Genomic DNA, 14,595 nt, shown 5'->3' with positions numbered 1-14,595 from the left:
GTTTCCGGTCAGCTGGCTCGGGTCGCCGGGTGGAATCGTGACGGTGCCGGTGGCCTGGTTGCCTGCCTTGTCGGTGACCCGCCAGGCGAGGGTGCCGGGGCCTTGGTCGGGGCCGGGATCGGGGTGTCCGCGGTCGCGGTCGCCCAGTCGCCGGCGAAGCGGTACTCGATCTTCGCGACGCCCGAGTGGGCATCGGTGGCGGTGATGGTCGTGGCGCGGGTGGCCGCATCGAGGACGGCGGTGCCGACGGGACGGACGTTGTCGATCTTCACGCTTCCGGTGACGATCTCAGAGACGTTGCCCGCGGCGTCGGTGGCCCGACCGCTCAGCGTCGTCTCGCCCGCCGCGGTGATCCGCTTGACGGCCGACGGGGCGGTGCCGAGGCCCTCCCACTCGCCGTCGCCCACCTTGATCTCCAGCAGCGACGCGTAGGACACGTCGTCGGTTGCCACCAGCGTGGCGTCGACGGCCGAAGAGAACCAGCCCTCGGAACCCTGATTGCCGAGCAGCGCGAAGGAGGCCCCGGCGCGACGGTGTCGGCCGGCGGGCGGGAGGCGTGGGCGTGACCGTCACGTCGGCCTCGACGAGGCCGGCCGCGTAGCCGACGGCGCGTCCCTTGGCGACGAACGTGCCTGCGGCGGCGTAGTCGGCGGGGTCGACGTCGAGCCAGCGGACGGGTGCCCACAGCGTCTCTCCGCCGTAGGTCAGCCGGACGGCGCCTGGCAGCACCGGGGCCTCGCCGGGGCGGGTCGCGACGGCGGCCCGCTGGTAGCCGTCGGGGCCACCGCGTCGACCTCCCACTCGGAGACCGAAACGGAGTTGAAGTAGGCGCCGCTGGCCTGGCCGTTGAACGTGGCGCGCAGCGCCAGGGTGGTGACCGGCTCGAAGGACACCTCGTTCCAGGCGGTCGTGGAGTTCGGGTAGGCGCCGGTGGTGGCCACGGGCTGCCAGGTGCCGTCGGCGGCGAGGTGGTCGATGCGCCACGAGGCGGGCGGGCGGATCCAGTTCGAATCGCGGTGGAAGGCGATGCCGGCGCCGTCGACGCGCACGGGCGTGTCGAAGCGGTAGGTCACCGTATCCGACTCCACCGAACTGGTGGTGCTGCGGTAGTTGCCCCACTGGTCGGGCGGCAGCAGCGCCGTGGTGGCGCGGCCGTCGTTGAGTGCGCCGATCCGCATCGGGGAGTCTCGGTGTAGGTGGCGCTCAGATGCGCGTTGCGGGCCACGTTGGCCATCGGGGTCTTCAACGGGTCGTTGGCCAGCGTCGGGGTGACGGGCAGCAGCTTGTCGCCGTCCCACCCGATCTCATCGATTGCAACGGACCGGCGGAAGTGGCCACCATTCACGGCGTCCTTGGTGTGGTACGTGATGTACCAGGTGCCGCCGAACTCGATGATCGACGGGTGCACGGTAGTCGCCGACGTGCCGCCCAGGATGATGCCCTGGTAGGTCCACGGCCCGAGCGGGCTGCTTGCGGTCGCGTAGCCGATGCACGCCTGGTAGTTCGACGGGGTGCAGTCGCTTCCGCCCTTCTTCCAGTCGTAGGCCATGTAGTAGGTCTGGCCCTTCTTGAACACCCAGGGGCCTCGAAGAAGGAGTCGAGGCCCGTCATGGTGCTGATCGGGCCGGTGACGGCCGTCATCGAGGCCTCCAGCTTGACGGCCCGCGCGACGTACCAGGAGCCCCAGTAGAGGTACCACTGGCCGTCGTCGTCCTTGAACACGTGCGGGTCGATGACCTCCTGGCCGTTGGTGGAGGTGCCGAACACGTCGCCCCAGTCGAGCAGCGGCTCGCCGAGCGCGTCGGTCCATGGCCCGGTCGGGGTGTCGGAGACGGCGACGCCGATGGCCATCCGGTTGGCGAACTGGGTCGACTTCGTCTCCACCGGCGCGTACCAGTAGAACTTCCCGTCATCACCCTCGACGGTGTGGCCCGCGTAGGCGCCGTTGCCGGTGGCCCAGCCGAAGACGGCGCCAGGTGACAGGTTGGCCTTGTAGAGCTCCCAGTCGCCCGCCTCTACGTCGTCGGTGGCGAAGACGCCGTAGTCTTTCATGTTGAACCCGCCCTGTTGGGGCGACGCCTCGTCGTGGCCGGCGTAGATGTAGAGCCGGCCGTTCGCGACGAGCGGGGCCGCGTCGGCGGAGTAGTAGGAGCCGTCGGCCAGGATCGGGTTGCCGGGGCTGGAGAATGTGACGGGGTCGTCCGCCCGTGCCTGTGGAGACAGCGGCAGGACCAGCAGGCCGAACACGGCGGTGGCGGTGACCAGGCCTCGCAAACCTTGTCGAGATCTCACGGTGCACTTCTTTCGTCGGGCGACCTGTCGTCGTTGAAAAAGGGTCGCTGACGTGGAGTTTAATTGGCGTCATCGGGTTCAGCAATGGTTTTCGAAGCTTTCGAGGTCCACGCGCGACGAGGCTCGCGGCGGCCTCGCGGCGAGGCGTGGTGAGGCTGCACCCTCCGGGACCCGGAAGTGGAGGGTGCAGCCCCGGAGACCTCCCCCATCACGTGGGGTAGGCCTGGTCGTGGGGCCGCCTCCTGTTCCGGTGCGGCGCATGGAGCGTCGGGACAGCACACCGCTCAGGCGGTGACCTCCCCGTCGAGCAGGCGCACGACGCGGTCGGCGCGGGCGATCAGGAGCGGGTCGTGGGTCGAGATGACCGAGGCAAGGCCCCGTTCGTGCGTGAGTTCGACGATCAGGTCCATGATCGTGGCCGCCGTGTCGGAGTCGAGCTGCCCGGTCGGCTCGTCGGCGATGAGGATGTCGGGGTCGCCGACCAGCGCCCGCGCCACGCCGACGCGCTGCTGCTGCCCACCAGAGAGCTCGTGGGGCCGCTGGTGCGCGTGCCGCGCGAGGCCGACCCGCTCGAGGGTGGCGACGACCCGACTGCCGCGTTCGGCCGGATCGGTGCCCTGCAGTCGCAGCGGCGTCTCCACGTTCTCCGCGGCCGAGAGCACCGGAATCAGGCCGAACGTCTGGAACACGTAGCCGATCCGGTCGCGCCGCGCGGTGAGCACGTCGGCCTCCGACATGGCGGAGAGCACCATGTCTCCGTCGAGGAGGACCTCGCCGGAGGTCGGCCGGTCCAGCCCGCCCAGCAGGTTGAGCAGCGTGGTCTTGCCCGAGCCGGACGGGCCCGTGACCACGGTCAGCTGCCCGCGGGCACCTCGATGTCGACGCCGAGCAGCGCGTGGACCCGGGCCTCGCCCGACCCGAAGGACCGGTGGAGATCGCGGCCGGTGAGCCGCGGTGGTGTCGTCATGACTGATCCTCTTCCTCGGTGCCTCGTCGGCTCGGCTGTGACGGCCCGCCCCCGGCCAGATGCCGACGTGGTCGGGCTCCAGCTCGAGGCGGACCCGTTCCTGCAGCCCCAACGACCGCACGTGCCCGCGGGCAGCTGGATGCGGCCGTTCCGGTCGATCACCGTGTACTCCTCGGCCACCTCGCGGGTGCCGTCGGCATCCGTGACGGTGCGGCGCAACACCTCGGTCGACGTGCGGCCGTCGCGGATCTGGATGGTGCGGGCGACGTGGTCGCTCACCATCGGGTCGTGCGTGACGATCAGCACGGTCGTGCCGAGTTCCTCTGCGGCGGAGCGCATCACGTCGAGCACCTCGGCCGAGTGCACCTCGTCCAACTCTCCGGTCGGCTCGTCGGCGAGCAGCACCGAGGGCGCGTTGGCAAGGGCCGTGGCGATCGCCACCCGCTGCTGCTGACCACCTGAGAGCTGCCCGGGCCTCCGGTCGGCGAGGTCTGCCACGCCCAGCAGATCGAGCAGTGTGAGCGACCTGGCGGCCCGGTCGGGTGCGCGGCTGATCAGCATCGGCATCGAGACGTTCTCGGCGGCCGTGAGGAACGGGAGCAGGTTACGGGAGGTCTGCTGGAAGACGAACCCGACGCAGCCGCGACGGAACCGCGTGCGCTGGCCCGGGTCATGGCGGTCAGATCCTCGCCCGCCACCCGCGCCTTGCCGCCCGTCGGCCGGTCGAGGCCCGAGAGGATGTTGAGCAGCGTCGACTTGCCCGACCCGGAAGCGCCCACGATGGCCACCACCTCACCGGGCTCGACGCTCAGGCTGAGTCCCTGCAGCGCCTGCACCTCGATGCCCTCGGTGGTGTGGATCCGCACCAGGTCCTCGCACCAGATGTCCGGGCCGGGATAGCCGCGCTGCACCCCGGGATGCCACGCCGTGCCGATTCGTTCATCGTTCCTCCCGAGACGGAGTTCGTGGGCAATGTTGGTGCGTCCGGCCAGCCAGGAGCTGACGGTGACGGCTACGACGGCGGCGAGCAGGAGACCGGCACCCACCCTCCGACCCACAGCGGGTCGAGGTACAGGGCCGGATCGAGCGACCCTCCCGTGAGCGCCCGGAAATCGACGGTGGCGAGCATCAGGGCGGCGATCCCGATACCGACGGCGACGCCGAGGGCCAGGGCCACGAGCACCACGGGCCCCAGTTCCCAGGCCGTGAGCGCGCGTAGCTGGCCTGGCCGCATCCCCAGCGTGCGCAGCACCGCCGCGGACGCGCGCCGATCATCGGCCGTCATGATCTGCGAGGTGGTGATCGCCAGCATCATGAGCAGGGCCGTGACGGCGGTGAGGGTGGCGAAGATCGTGGAGAGCCCCGCGACGGTGGGCGAGTCACGCAGCTGACGCAGTTGGCCCTCCACCGTGGTGATGTGGGCCTGGGGCATCAGGTTGGACAGTTCCGTTGTCAGGGCCGTGAGGTCGGCGCCGGGGCTGGTGGCGACCAGCGCGGTCTTGGCGGGCGGGAGATCGCCCTGCCAGTTGTCGGCGCCGACCAGCACCCAGGACGAGTCCCCGGTGACGCCGGGAGCACGTCGAGGTGACCCGACACGGTCACCTCGCCGACGCCGGCCAGCGTCCCGCGGCCGGTGCCCGTCGTGGAGGAGCCGCCGAGGACCACCGGCACCGGGGTGGTGACGTCGAACACGCCGTCGGGCAGCGGAGACCCGTCCCGGGCCGCGGCATAGGCCCCGGCGAGGTTGGAGTCGGCGAGCCAGACGCGCACCCGCGTCTCCCCGCCCCGATCGACAACGCGGAGTTGTCGGAGGCCAGTCGCACGAGCGCGACCGCATGCACCCCGTCGAGGGCCCGCATCGCCTCGGCGGTCTCCTCCGAGATCCGGGGCCCGAGATGTGGATCGTCGACCCGTTGTCGGCCCAGACAGCGCGCTCGGTACCCACGGTGATGGTGCCGAGAAGCGCGGCCGCCGTCACGGAGATCGTCGTGCCCAGCACGATGGTGATGACGGGAACCACCCCGCCGGCCGGCTCACGCAGCGCGCGGGCCGAACCCATGAAGCCGGTGAACCCGCGGCCCCGTGTGAAGGCCCGCAGCAGCAGCCGGAGCGGGCGGGGTAGACACGCAGCACGAGCAGGCACGCGAGGAGGGCAAGGAGAACCGGTGCCGCGGCGCCGAGCAGGTCGACCCCCTGACATCCTCGCCGCGCGTGGTGAGGAGCCGCCAGGTCGCTCCCGCCGCGGCCACAGCGATCAGGACCTCCGCCACCAGCCGCCATCTGCCGTTGCCGGCGGCGAGCTCCCGGCGCCCGGAACGGGTGTCCCCGACGGCCCAAGCCAGCGCCACCGCCGGAGGGCGCCGATCGCGAGGCAGGCGGGCCAGCCCCACCACGCGACGGGCCGGGCACCAGGGCCACGGCCGCCAGCAGGCCGAGGAACGCGGCCGGGATCCCGACCGTGACCCCTTCGACCGCGAGCAGCCCGCGGAGCTGACGCGGTGACATCCCGCGGGCGGTCAGCAGGGAGGTGGTGGCGCGGCGCCGGTGGAGCACCAGTTGGGCCCGAGCGCCACCAGAGCCACGCCCACCCCAGCGGACCGACGGCGGAGACGCCGATCAGTGTGTGCGTGGTTCGCTGCTGCGCCGCGAGCCGGCCGAGCAACGTGTTCAGTTCGGAGTGGAAGCTGATCGGCTGGTTGTCCTCGAACGTGGCGGGATCGTCGGCGCCGCCGCCGGTCGGGACGACGGGGAGTAGCGCTTCGCCATCAACCCCGTCAGCTGCGCGCCCAGGGTGGCGACGTCGATGCGCCGCGTCGCGACCGCCGCCGAGTTGAGCCCGAAGTAGACGTCGTAGGAGAAGGGATTCTGGAGGCGGAGCGACGGGTCGCCGGCCGCGAGCTCCGGGGCGACGAAGAGGCCCCAAGAAGCTGGAGACCGCGGTCGGCGCTGGAGGCCTCGCTGTAGGCGCGACCGTACGGGTTGTGTTCCCAGCGGGTGTCGTCACCGTCCAGGGGCTTGAAGATCGCGGCGACCACGAACGTGTCGGTGATCTCGTCGCCCACCCGGAGCTCGGCGCGTTCGGCGAAGCTTGCGGTGAGCGCCACCTGGAACGGGGCATCGTCGGCGCCGACCACCGGCCATGCTCCGTCGATCAGCCCGGTGTGGGCGGGGAGGTCGGGATCGAGCAGGATGCTGGCCTCGACGCCGTAGTAAGGCGACCCCTCCTGCGTGGGCCAGGCGACCGTCACCGGTTGACGTCCCAGGAACTGCGCCGGTGCGAGCAGCGAGGCCAGGGGCTCGGGCTGCCCGGCGCGGATCAGTTCGGTCGCCTCGCGGGGCCCGCCCACGGGTCGTCGTCGTCCGGGCAGCGATCTGGAAAGTGGTCCACCGCGCGGACACGTCGCCCTGCACGGCGGAGACGGTCGCGAGGCTGTGTTCGAGCTGCCGATCGTCGAGCTCTGCCGACATGCGGGGGATGAGGGCGGCCACGAGCGACAGCAGCGCCACCGTCAGGGCGAGCAGCAAGGTCGGCCAGGGCGGGCCCGGAACTGACGCGCGAGCAGGGCGATCATCGGACCTCCTCCCGGTACTCGGAGTCGAGCGCCTGCCGCCGCACGAGCGACGCCTGCCATGCGACGACCGCCGCGGCGGCGAGGGCGCCGACGGTGAGGATCACGGCCCAGGGAAGCCAGGTGAAGCGCAGGACGACCTCGAAGGAGGGGTTCTCCAGCGTGGCCGACAGCGCAACCTCCCGCGCGACCGCCCCGCCGACCGCCCAGCCGGCCCCGATGCCGAGCAGCGTGGACAGCGCGAGCACCGCCCCGTTCTCGACCGCGCGGCTGCGAGCCTGGGCGGACGGCGACATGCCGAGCGCCCGCAGCACGGCGACCTCGGGCCGCCTTGTCGCCGTCATCGTCGCCGCGGAGGCCGCGAGCCCGGCGGCGGCCAGGGCGACCGCACAGGCCGACGCCACCCACAGCGCGGCCGAGGCGACGTCGGCGGTGCCCGCCGTCGCGCCGGTCGCCGTCGTGGCGGAGGCCACGCCCGGCAGCGCCTCCGCGGCCGCGCGCGCGGTCGTGGGGTCGCCGTCGAGGCCGGCCCACATCTCGTCGGGCCAGGGCAGGTCGGCGCCGCGGGCGGCCAGCAGTCGGCTGAGGGCGACCGAATCGATCAGGATCCCCAGGTTGCCGGGAGTCGACGGCACCACGTCGGTGATCGCCGCGACCGTGGCGGGGATCCTCGTCCCGAACGCGACCAGATCCAGCCGATCGCCGATCACGAGGGTGCTGGCGCTGGAGGTCTCCCGGGTCAGCGCTACCGGCACCGTCGTCGACCCGGATGGCGGTGTGGTGGGTCGGTGGGCCTTCAGAGGGTCGGGCCCGTGAACACGACCGCGGGCCCGACCTCGAAGGAGCGCGCCTCGTCGAAGTCGTGCCCGATGAAGGGGCCGCTCCGGCTGGTGAGCACCCACCGCTCACCGGTGTCGATCGCGGCCGGGCGCATGGGGCGTTGGTGACGGTGTCGAAGCCGGTCCTGCCGTCATCGGTCTCGAACTCGGTGATCTCGGCGGTGGCGGGGAGCGCCGTGCGCTCCGCGGCTTCGTAGGGTCCGAGGTCGCCGGAGGGCAGGGCCAGGTCGGAGGTCCACCCGGCGGTCGCCGCGCCGAGGAGGGGCGCGCCGTCGCCGGAGATGCCGATCGAGACCGTGGTCGTGCGGTCGCTCCAGCCACCGTCCTCGATGCGGACCGTGACGCCGTCGAGGACGAGGTCGCGGTCCGTGGGAAGCGCGATGGTGGTGGTACCGCCGGCCGTGGCCGGGTCGAGGCGCAGATCCTCGAAGCCGGCGTCATGGCGCAGCGGCCCGGGGTCACGCTCACCGGCGTGGACCGGTACTCGGCGGTCAGCCCCGTCGCCGGGTCGATCGTCCGCAGGATGACGGTCGCCGTCAGTGGCGCGAGCTGCTGCGTCCGGCCCCAGGTCAACTCCTCGTCCGTCAGCTCGAAGCCATCCAGGCCCGCGGCCTCGGCGTTGGCGAGGACCTGCCGCGGGTAGATCGCGAGGCCCGCGGCCTGCCACGGGTCGAGCCACACCTCCACGTCGACGTCCACCGCCAGCTCCATCCCGGCCGCAAGGCGGAGGCCCCGGGTGCGCCTGACGTCAACCCATCCGGGAGCTCGGTGCCGGAGGGCAGCCGGGTGACGTCGGCAAGGGAGTCGAGCGGTGCGGCCACCAGGGGCACGAGCAGGTCACCCACCTGTGCCCGATCCTCCCGCCACACGGGCACGGCCGCCGTCACGCCGGGCACCTCCGCCAGCGCGGGCAGGGCGGAGGGCTGCGGGTCCGCCGGCTCTTCGAGGCCCACCCGCAGCGCAGCGGCCTGCCGAACGGCCGCGATGTCGGCCGCCAGCCCCGTCGCCGTCCCCGCGAACAGCGCCGAGAAGGTGACCGTGCCGGTCGCGATGACCGTCAACACGACGGTGACCGCGTGGGTGAGGAGCCCGCGCGAGACCTGCGCGCCGGCAAGCCAGGCCCCGGTCGAGCGGAGCGACCGGGCAGCAACCTCGCCGAGCCGCGTGATGGGCGCCAGCAGCACCAGCGCCGCGACGCCCGAGAGGGCGAGGAGGAGCGCCGGGGAGAGCGCCGAGATGACGTCGAGCCGCACGCCCCCGTCATCGTCGATCCGGATGAACCCGCCGCCCGAGCGCAACTGCCAGGTGGCAACCGACGCCAGCACGACGGCGAGCACGAGCAGGGCGGCACCGGCCACGCCCCGCACCCGGTCGCTCGGGGTTGATGGCCGCGTCGGATCCGGACGGCGGACAGGGCGGCGACCGCCGCCAGGCAGCCGAACGCCAGCACGGCACCGGCCAGGCCACCCAGCAAGACTGTGCGGGTCTGGCCCCAGTCGCCCGCCGCCAACCGGATGACGAGGGCCGCGATCCCCGTCCCGGCGGCGGCTCCGAGGAGCGACACGGCGCCCGCCTCGCCGAGCGAGACGGCCAGAAGTTGCCTGAGCCCGGCTCCACGGGCCACCAAGAGCGACTCGTGCGGCTCGCGGGCCCGGGCGAGCAGCCCCGCGACCTGGCTGAGACCGACCACCGCGATCAGGATCAGCACCGAGACGGGAAGGAAGCCGAACGCATCGCCGCTGGCCGAGTCGCGCGCGGCCTGCGCCGCCGTCGGGCCGAGGTCGCCGGTGACCACGATGCCCCGTCCCGACACGTCGACGGCCTTGACCGCGCTGGCCGCGTTCTCGGCGCGTTCGGTCAGGAGCGGCAACTGGCCCGGCTTGACGCTGCCGACGGTGACCACCCAACGCAGGAACGGCGACCCGCTCGCCGCGACCACCTCGGGAGCGACCACGAGCGGGCCGGCGGCGGCGCCGTCGAACCCGGAACTCATCAGCGGGTCGCCCAGCCACATGGCGGCAGCCGGATCCTTCGCCTCCCACAGGCCGGTGACAGTCAGGTCGCTCCCGGCGACTGTGACCACGCTGCCGACGCGGAGCCCGAGTCGCTCCGCGGCGTCGCGCTGCACGGCGGTGGAGGCGGCGCCGTCGGGCCAGGCGCCCTCGACGAGCGTGAGGTTCTCTGCGCTCAGCTGGTCGGCGGAGGCGAGTCGGACGCGGTTCGGGAGCGACCCGCCGTCGACGCTGGCCTCCTTCGGTTCGCTCACCGAAGATGTCCAGATCGTGACGTGGAGCGGGGAGAAACTCTCGGTGAGCGTGGCGCGCACCAGGTCGTCCTGGGCGACGGCGTCCTCACCCATCCGCGTCTGGATCTGCAGCCCGGCATCGCCCGACTCAGGGTTGTCGAGAACCGCGGTGACGGCGCGGGTTGCGAGCAGCCCGGCGTTCCCGAGCGACCCGGCGAGGATGGCGGAGGTGAGCACCACGACGCCGAAAAGGACGGCGACCAGCACGCGTGCGGCGCGTAGGCGGCGCAATGCCCACGCGTACCAGGTCGTCATGCCGCCCCATGCTATTGGAGGTAGGGTTGGGCCGGTGGAGAGCTTCGAAGGCCCAAAGGAAGAATGTGGCGTATTCGGCGTCTGGGCCCCGAGGAGGACGTCGCTCAGCTGACCTTCTTCGGCCTGTTCGCCCTGCAGCACCGCGGCCAGGAGTCGGCGGGCATGGCGGTCAGCAACCTGCACCGGATCATGGTCTACAAGGACATGGGGCTCGTCAGCCAGGTGTTCGACGAGGCGACGCTGAAGTCGCTCCCGGGCCGGCTCGCGATCGGCCACACCCGCTACTCCACCACCGGCGCGTCCGTCTGGCACAACGCGCAGCCGACGTTCAGGGCCACCCGGCAGGGTGGCCTCGCGCTCGCCCATAACGGCAACCTGACCAACACCCACGAGCTTGAGCAGTGGCTCGGCGAGCTCGCGCCCAGCGAGCACGTGCCCGAGAAGAAGACGATGGACTCGACCAACGACACGTCGCTGGTCACCGCGATCATGTCGAGCTTCGGCGAGGAGCCGCTCGAGTCGGTAGCCATGAAGGTGCTTCCCCGCCTGAAGGGGCCTTCTGCCTCACCTTCATGACCGAGCGGACGCTCTACGCGGCGCGCGACCCGCAGGGTGTCCGCCCGCTCGTGCTCGGTCGCCTCGCCAACGGCTGGGTCGTCGCCTCGGAGACCGCCGCGCTCGACATCGTCGGCGCCAGCTTCGTCCGCGAGGTCGAGCCCGGCGAGTTCATCGCCATCGACGAGCGGGGCCTCCGCACCCAGCGGTTCGCGGAGGCCAGCCCCAAGGGCTGCATCTTCGAGTACGTCTACCTGGCCCGGCCCGACACCACCATCGCAGGCCACGGCGTGCACGCGGTGCGTGTCAACATCGGCCGCAAGCTGGCCGAGGAGTACCCGGTCGACGCCGACCTCGTGATTCCCGTTCCCGAGTCCGGCACCCCGTCGGCCATCGGGTACGCGCAGGGATCGGGCATCCCCTACGGTCAGGGACTCGTCAAGAACTCCTACGTGGGGCGCACGTTCATCCAGCCGAGCCAGACCATCCGTCAGCTCGGGATCCGGCTGAAGCTCAACCCGCTGCGCGAGGTGATCGAGGGCAAGCGCCTGGTGGTGGTCGACGACTCCATCGTGCGCGGCAACACCCAGCGCGCCCTGGTGCGGATGCTGCGCGAGGCCGGCGCCAAGGAGGTGCACGTGCGCATCTCCTCTCCGCCGGTGCAGTGGCCCTGCTTCTACGGCATCGACTTCGCCACCCGCGCCGAGCTGATCGCGCCCGGCCTCACCGTCGACGAGATCTGCCGCTCGCTCGGCGCCGACTCGCTCGGCTACATCTCGCTCGACGGCCTCACCGAGGCCACGCGGGTGCCGGCCGACCAGCTGTGCCGCGCCTGCTTCGACGGCAGGTACCCCATCGCCATCCCCCGGCTCAGGCCGAACTGCTCAACCTGGAGGAATCGAAGTGAACCAGAGCGCCTACGCCGCGGCAGGAGTCGACATCGAGGCCGGAGACCGCGCCGTCGAACTGATGAAGGCATCCGTCGCCCGCACCCGTCGTCCCGAGGTGCTCGGAGGCCTCGGAGGCTTCGCGGGCTTCTTCGACGCGTCCGCGCTGAAGGGCTACCGTCATCCCGTCCTCGCCTCGTCCACCGACGGCGTCGGCACCAAGGTCGCCATCGCGCAGGCCATGGACAAGCACGACACCATCGGCTACGACCTGATCGGCATGCTAGTCGACGACCTCGTCGTCTCTGGCGCCGAGCCGCTGTTCGTCACCGACTACATCGCCACCGGCAAGGTCGTTCCCGAGCGGATCGCCGCGATCGTCTCCGGCATCGCCGACGCGTGTGTCGCGGCCGGCTGCTCGCTGGTCGGCGGCGAGACGGCGGAGCACCCCGGCCTGCTCGGGCCCGACGAGTACGACATCGCGGGCGCCACCACCGGCGTCGTCGAGAAGGACGAGATCCTCGGCGCGCACCGCGTGCAGGTGGGCGACGCCGTCATCGGCATGAGGGCGTCGGGCCTGCACTCCAACGGCTACTCGCTGGTGCGCCACGTCCTCCTCACGCAGGCCGGCTGGTCGCTCGACCGGCACGTGGGGGAGCTCGGACGCACGCTCGGCGAGGAGCTCCTCGAGCCGACCAAGGTGTACGCGCTCGACATCCTCGACCTGATCAAGCGGGTCAAGGTCAACGCGATGAGCCACATCACCGGAGGCGGCCTCGCCAACAACCTGGCCCGCGTCATGCCGGAGAACACCACTGCGGTGCTCGAACGCTCCAGTTGGACCCCCGACCCGATCTTCCAGCTCGTCCAGCAGGTCGGCGACGTGTCGCAGGCCGACGTCGACGCCACCCTCAACATGGGCGTCGGCATGGTCGCGATCCTTCCGCAGGACCAGGTGTCCGGGGCGATCGCGGCACTCGGGGAGCGCGGTGTCGGTGCCTGGCAGCTCGGCCTCGTCGAAGCGTCTGAGGGCGCGGGCGCGGCGAAGCTCGTCTGACCCCGAACCGACGAACGGCGGAAGCTCCAAGGGGCTCCGCCGTTCGTCATGTCCTGCGCGGCGGGATGAAGGGCCCGACGGGTGTGACTCGTCGCATCGAGCCCGTGACGGTTGCCCAAAGATGGAGACAGGGTGTGTTGCATCTTGCGCCGCGGGCGATCAATAGGTGATACTTCCATCAACTAATCCGAGTTAGTTATGGCTAACCTCATGCCGCAGGGAGGCGCACGAGAGCGCCGAGACGAGCCCCTTCATGGCGCGCCTGGTCATGGCGACGTGACGCGCGAGGATCTGCGGGGGCTCACCGCGCAGCTGATCGTCGTCTACACGGCCCTCGAGGACGTGGCGCGCGCGATGGGCGATGACCCGGTGTTCCGCTGCTTCCACGATCCGGCCCTTGCCCGCCTCGACACGCTCAAGGCGGACCTGGTGGCGCTGAGCCTCCCCGGTGAGGCGGAGGTCCCGGTCACCGCCGCGGCGAGGGCCTATGCCGCCCGGATCCGGCAGGTCGGTTTCACTGCGCCGGCTCTGGTGGCCCACCACTACACCCGGTACCTGGGCGACCTCTCCGGCGGCCAGGCGCTGGGCGCCATCTTCGGTCGCGCGCTGGGCCTGCAGCTGGGGGAGCCCGGCATCTCGTTCTACCGCTTCGAGACCATCGAGAAGGTCAAGCCGTACAAGGACGGCTATCGGGCAGCGCTCGACGAGGCTCCCATGGATGAGGCAGCGCACGACGCCGCCGTCGCCGAGGCCATCGTCGCCTTCCAGCTCAACCAGGACGTCTTCGCGAGCCTGGAGGATCTGGCCGGCTGAGGCCCGGGCGCGGACGACGTGGCCCTGCCCTATCCGGCGGGGCCGGGCGGCGGGCCGTCTCTCCGGCCTGGGGTCGGTGGGCCTTACCGTGCGGCGCTCGCCGTTGACCACGACAACCACATCGTGCATGTCGGGCGCGAGGTCTGCCAGCACCTCGAACCAGACGACCCGGCCGTCCTCCCAGCGGGCGCTCACGCCGTAGCCGCCCCTTGCGCGCAGGTTGGTGAACGACCCGCCCGCCGCCCACGCGTCCGGCAGGGCCGGCAGCAGGCGGATGACCCCGCCGTGGCTCTGCAGCAGCATCTCCACCACGGCGCCGCTGATGCCGAAGTTGCCGTCCACCTGGAACGGAGGGTGGTTGGTCCACAGGTTGGGCAGGGTGTTGAAGCGCAGCAGGCCCCGGATCATCAGGTGCGCCCGTTCTGCGTCTCCGAGGCGGGCGAACAGCGCCGCCCGCCACGGCCAGGTCCAGGAGCGTCGCGAGTCGCCGGCCACCGAGGCCTCGGTGAATGGCTCGCCCACGCGCTCGCCGCAGCGCGCCTTGAGCGACACGAGTGCGGCCGCGGCCAGCTCCGGTGTCGCGCCCGTCGAGATCTGGCGGCCCGGGTAGACGGCGAACAGGTGCGACGTGTGGCGGTGCAGGCTGGAGGGGTCGTCGCGGTCGCTCTGCCACTCCTGCAGCTGTCCCCAACGTCCGATCAGGTTCGGGGCGAGGCGCGCCTGCAGGTCGGCAACGGTCTTCCGGTAGGGGTCCGGGTCTCCGAGTGCGTCGGACAGCTCGAGGTAGTTGCCGAACAGATCCCACACGATCTGCTGGTCGTGCATGACGCCGTCCTCCCGCGGTCCGTGCTCGGGGACCACCCCATCGGGGCGACGAGTGCGCCGTCGGGCAGTTCCACCAGATGGTCCTCCCAGAACTGGCAGATCTCGCGCACCATCGGCAGCGCGGTGTCGCGCAGGTAGGCGGTGTCGCGCGAGAACGCCCAATGTTCGTAGACGTGGAGCATGTACCAGGCGCTGGAGACGGTGTTCCACTCCCAGGCGTTGCCCCGAACG

The 14,595-nt window shown here is 71.6% G+C and carries 16 protein-coding genes and 5 pseudogenes; 3 read left to right on the top strand and 18 right to left on the bottom strand.

The genetic code is table 11. From position 1 onward, the window contains the following. Positions 1–8: 8 nt before the first annotated feature. The 17 genes and pseudogenes from G7085_RS24300 to G7085_RS05220 all read right to left on the bottom strand — a co-directional run bounded on the left by G7085_RS24300 (position 9) and on the right by G7085_RS05220 (position 10,227). Positions 9–452 (bottom strand): hypothetical protein, encoded by a 444-nt coding sequence (locus G7085_RS24300; protein ID WP_231979243.1) that lies wholly within the window; start codon positions 450–452, stop codon positions 9–11. A 205-nt stretch (positions 453–657) separates the two neighbouring features. Further along, positions 658–729, bottom strand: a pseudogene (locus G7085_RS34190) (hypothetical protein); the annotation flags it as partial. After that, positions 705–1,178 carry a hypothetical protein gene (locus G7085_RS05280; protein WP_197513034.1) on the bottom strand — a complete coding sequence of 158 codons (474 nt, stop codon included), beginning with the start codon at positions 1,176–1,178 and terminating at the stop codon, positions 705–707. The pseudogene G7085_RS34190 and the gene G7085_RS05280, both read right to left, overlap by 25 nt. Then, entirely contained in the window at positions 1,070–1,549 is a 480-nt protein-coding gene (locus tag G7085_RS34185) for a glycoside hydrolase family protein (protein WP_408647051.1), read from the bottom strand. The genes G7085_RS05280 and G7085_RS34185 overlap by 109 nt, the downstream gene beginning before the upstream one ends. A gap of 80 nt (positions 1,550–1,629) precedes the next feature. After that, positions 1,630–2,247, bottom strand: a pseudogene (locus G7085_RS05275) (family 43 glycosylhydrolase); the annotation flags it as partial. 329 nt (positions 2,248–2,576) lie between these two features. Further along, a complete protein-coding gene (locus G7085_RS05270) occupies positions 2,577–3,143 on the bottom strand; it encodes an ABC transporter ATP-binding protein (protein WP_331715484.1) in 567 nt (188 codons plus the stop codon). 2 nt (positions 3,144–3,145) lie between these two features. Beyond that, positions 3,146–3,871: pseudogene (locus G7085_RS24295) on the bottom strand (ABC transporter ATP-binding protein); the annotation flags it as partial. Next, complete coding sequence (locus G7085_RS29515) at positions 3,814–4,038, bottom strand: ATP-binding cassette domain-containing protein (protein WP_331715929.1); 225 nt, start codon at positions 4,036–4,038, stop codon at positions 3,814–3,816. The pseudogene G7085_RS24295 and the gene G7085_RS29515, both read right to left, overlap by 58 nt. A gap of 233 nt (positions 4,039–4,271) precedes the next feature. After that, positions 4,272–4,805 carry an FtsX-like permease family protein gene (locus G7085_RS24290; RefSeq protein ID WP_231979242.1) on the bottom strand — a complete coding sequence of 178 codons (534 nt, stop codon included), beginning with the start codon at positions 4,803–4,805 and terminating at the stop codon, positions 4,272–4,274. Further along, on the bottom strand, positions 4,712–5,029 hold the full coding sequence (locus tag G7085_RS05255) for a hypothetical protein (protein WP_197510177.1): 318 nt from the start codon (positions 5,027–5,029) through the stop codon (positions 4,712–4,714). The genes G7085_RS24290 and G7085_RS05255 overlap by 94 nt, the downstream gene beginning before the upstream one ends. Before the next feature lie 204 nt (positions 5,030–5,233). Continuing rightward, positions 5,234–5,812: an ABC transporter permease gene (locus G7085_RS05250; RefSeq protein WP_197510176.1), complete on the bottom strand. Its 579-nt coding sequence runs from the start codon at positions 5,810–5,812 to the stop codon at positions 5,234–5,236. A gap of 221 nt (positions 5,813–6,033) precedes the next feature. Next, a complete protein-coding gene (locus tag G7085_RS05245) occupies positions 6,034–6,606 on the bottom strand; it encodes a hypothetical protein (protein WP_197510175.1) in 573 nt (190 codons plus the stop codon). Between the two features lie 221 nt (positions 6,607–6,827). Continuing rightward, the gene (locus G7085_RS32070; RefSeq protein WP_197510174.1) at positions 6,828–7,583 is read right to left on the bottom strand and encodes an FtsX-like permease family protein; all 756 of its coding nucleotides are present in this window, start codon (positions 7,581–7,583) and stop codon (positions 6,828–6,830) included. A gap of 41 nt (positions 7,584–7,624) precedes the next feature. Next, positions 7,625–7,762, bottom strand: coding sequence for a hypothetical protein (locus G7085_RS05235; protein ID WP_197510173.1), 138 nt, complete (start codon positions 7,760–7,762; stop codon positions 7,625–7,627). After that, complete coding sequence (locus G7085_RS05230) at positions 7,734–8,366, bottom strand: hypothetical protein (protein ID WP_197510172.1); 633 nt, start codon at positions 8,364–8,366, stop codon at positions 7,734–7,736. Before G7085_RS05230 ends, G7085_RS05235 begins: the two co-directional genes overlap by 29 nt. Next, the gene (locus G7085_RS05225; protein WP_197510171.1) at positions 8,252–8,728 is read right to left on the bottom strand and encodes a hypothetical protein; all 477 of its coding nucleotides are present in this window, start codon (positions 8,726–8,728) and stop codon (positions 8,252–8,254) included. The genes G7085_RS05230 and G7085_RS05225 overlap by 115 nt, the downstream gene beginning before the upstream one ends. Further along, on the bottom strand, positions 8,725–10,227 hold the full coding sequence (locus tag G7085_RS05220; RefSeq protein WP_197510170.1) for an FtsX-like permease family protein: 1,503 nt from the start codon (positions 10,225–10,227) through the stop codon (positions 8,725–8,727). The genes G7085_RS05225 and G7085_RS05220 overlap by 4 nt, the downstream gene beginning before the upstream one ends. Here G7085_RS05220 and purF point away from each other — a divergent pair. The 3 genes and pseudogenes from purF to G7085_RS34180 form a co-directional block, all read left to right on the top strand. Next, positions 10,226–11,648 (top strand): annotated as a pseudogene (gene purF, locus G7085_RS05215) (amidophosphoribosyltransferase); the annotation flags it as partial. The gene G7085_RS05220 and the pseudogene purF sit on opposite strands and share 2 nt — an antisense overlap. A 37-nt stretch (positions 11,649–11,685) precedes the next feature. Beyond that, a complete protein-coding gene (purM, locus tag G7085_RS05210) occupies positions 11,686–12,726 on the top strand; it encodes a phosphoribosylformylglycinamidine cyclo-ligase (protein ID WP_197510169.1) in 1,041 nt (346 codons plus the stop codon). A gap of 198 nt (positions 12,727–12,924) precedes the next feature. Further along, entirely contained in the window at positions 12,925–13,539 is a 615-nt protein-coding gene (locus G7085_RS34180) for a biliverdin-producing heme oxygenase (RefSeq protein WP_197512757.1), read from the top strand. A 201-nt stretch (positions 13,540–13,740) separates the two neighbouring features. Here the strand turns inward: G7085_RS34180 and G7085_RS34175 are convergent. Further along, positions 13,741–14,546: pseudogene (locus G7085_RS34175) on the bottom strand (glycosyl hydrolase family 95 catalytic domain-containing protein); the annotation flags it as partial. Between the last annotated feature and the right edge of the window lie 49 nt (positions 14,547–14,595).

The sequence above is a fragment of the Tessaracoccus coleopterorum genome, from assembly GCF_011174705.1.
Taxonomy (GTDB): Bacteria; Actinomycetota; Actinomycetes; order Propionibacteriales; family Propionibacteriaceae; genus Arachnia; species Arachnia coleopterorum.
Note: the sequence above shows the minus strand (reverse complement) of the source record. Positions and strands in the feature narration are given on the sequence as shown.